3 protein-coding genes are annotated in these 2187 nt (G+C 29.4%); all 3 read right to left on the reverse strand.

Annotated features, from left to right (window positions below; all coding sequences use genetic code 11):
- Positions 1-146: 146 nt before the first annotated feature.
- Positions 147-677 (reverse strand): hypothetical protein, encoded by a 531-nt coding sequence (locus tag AC3DU7_RS31885; protein WP_488043236.1) that lies wholly within the window; start codon positions 675-677, stop codon positions 147-149.
- Between the two features lie 127 nt (positions 678-804).
- Complete coding sequence (locus AC3DU7_RS31890) at positions 805-1152, reverse strand: hypothetical protein (protein WP_488043237.1); 348 nt, start codon at positions 1150-1152, stop codon at positions 805-807.
- 35 nt (positions 1153-1187) lie between these two features.
- Positions 1188-1964, reverse strand: a complete 777-nt coding sequence (locus AC3DU7_RS31895; RefSeq protein ID WP_488043238.1) for a hypothetical protein — start codon at positions 1962-1964, stop codon at positions 1188-1190.
- Positions 1965-2187 lie beyond the last annotated feature (223 nt).

Consider the following 2187-nt stretch of genomic DNA (forward strand, 5'->3'; position numbering starts at 1 on the left):
ATCCAGATTCTTGTATCAACAGTCTGGAGTCTGGTTGTTTTATAAATTTAACTAAGTTATAACCTAAGATTTTTTCTGACCAAAAATCATAAATTATACCCATCCATAAAATTCTATATAATAAACTTTTTAAATTACTATAAGCACTATATCTTTTTTTGCAGTGGTTTTTCTTGTTCCAATATTATACCTAAAGCTAAGATAGTTTGTCTGGGAGTATGCCAATATATACTTCTGAAAGAATCTGCATCACCTAACTCTTCAATTAAATAATCGTAGTATTCTATAAATAACCACTTTAAATTAGCCGGTTTTAAAGCAATAATTGTTCTTAAATAAAAGTCTATCTCTGCTACTGTTGCTCCACTAAATGCTAAGTTAAAAGATTTAATTTCTACGTTTTGTTCTGCCATTAAATTATCAAATAAATTAGGTTCTATACCGTTATAAGTTGTACTAGGACCGATAAAAATAGCGTTATATTCATCTTTGTGTTCGGCAAAGTATTGTAACTTAAAACTAACATCATTAGGATAATTAGGAATGTTAGGATAAGGAAAAATTATATTGGCAAGAACAAAAACTACTGTTAATGTAATTATGAAAATAATACTGTAAGTAGCTGCTGCCAAAAATTTATAATATTTCTGATTTTTCGAGATATCAACTTTCGTCATAAATTTTTGTCGTTCAATATATAATTTATCACTCTTTAAAATTATAACATTTACAGCATTTTATAGATACAGAAAACTGTAAGGAAGAAAAACAGGAAGCGAAATCTGTAAAAATCATTTCTAATGTTTATAAAGGATAGATTCCTGATTTTTTTGTTTCCAGATATTTAGCAAATTGTTCTGCCATAAAACGAGTAAATTTCCTTGCACCTCTGTCATTTAGGTGCAAGAAATCCCATCTAATTTCAACTTCATATAAAGTAGGGAAAATTTCGGGATTATCTAAAGCAAAAACTACCGATGTATTGTGCCCTTTATACAGTTCGATTGCTGTTTGTTCATCATATCCCACAGTTGGAGATATAAAAAGAATGGGCTTAATTCTATGTTCTTCGATGCGGTCGCACATATTTTTGATAACTTTCAAGCTATAAGTTTTAGAGAAATTAATTGATGAAGTGTTCCTTTGCTTCAATTTATCTACCCTTTGATAATAACTATCTAAATTACTTACAAATTTTTGCCGACGACGAATCCAACTTTTACCAAGTTTTTTTCCTCATTTAAAGCAGAATATCCAGATTCTTGTATCAACAGTCTGGAGTCTGGTTGTTTTATAAATTTAACTAAATTATCACCTAAGACTTTTTCTGACCAAAAATCATAAATTATACCCATCCATAAAATTCTATAGAATAGACTTTTTAAGTTACCATAAGCAGTAGAAAACTTTCTTCGCAAGGGTTTTTCTGGTTCCAACGCCATATGTAAAGCTAAGAGAGTTTCCTTGGGACTATGCCAATATATACTTCTGGCAGAATCTGCATTACTTAGGTGCTCATACAAACTATCTTGGTATTCTATAAATAACCACTTTAAATTAGCCGGTTTTAAAGCAATAATTGTTCTTAAATAAAAGTCTATCTCTGCTACTGTTGCTCCACTAAATGCTAAGTTAAAAGATTTAATTTCTACGTTTTGTTCTGCCATTAAATTATCAAATAAATTAGGTACTATACCGCGATAAGTTGTACTAGGGCCGATAAATATAGCATTATATTCATCTTTGTGTTCGGCAAAATTTTTTAATTTAACACTAATATAACTAGGATAATTAGGAATGTTAGGATAAGGAAAAACTATATTGGCAAGAACAAAAACTACTGTTAATGCAATTATGAAAATAATACTGTAAGTAGCTGCTGCCAAAAATTTATAATATTTCCAATTTTTCGAGACATCAACTTTCGTCATAAATTTTTGTCTATCCAAAATATAATCTTTCACTCTTGTTGATTTTTGTAGATAATACCAGATTATACTGGACAGTTAAAAACCCCTGAATTCTTTGTCGATCAAAATTTCAGTAGTTAAGGCAATTAGTTAAAACCGCTATCACAGTCACATCATCACCCCGTTAGGTAGATAATATATTAATTAAAACCTGAAAATCTCTGATGATTAACGTAATTAATTTTTCCCAGACTTTTTTGCTCCTAAATGTATAATT

Source organism: Okeania sp., from assembly GCF_983059655.1.

What these genes read in the sequence shown, in the direction of transcription:
- AC3DU7_RS31885 (WP_488043236.1), bottom strand. Translation starts at nt 677, where the DNA reads ATGACGAAAGTTGATATCTCGAAAAATCAGAAATATTATAAATTTTTG.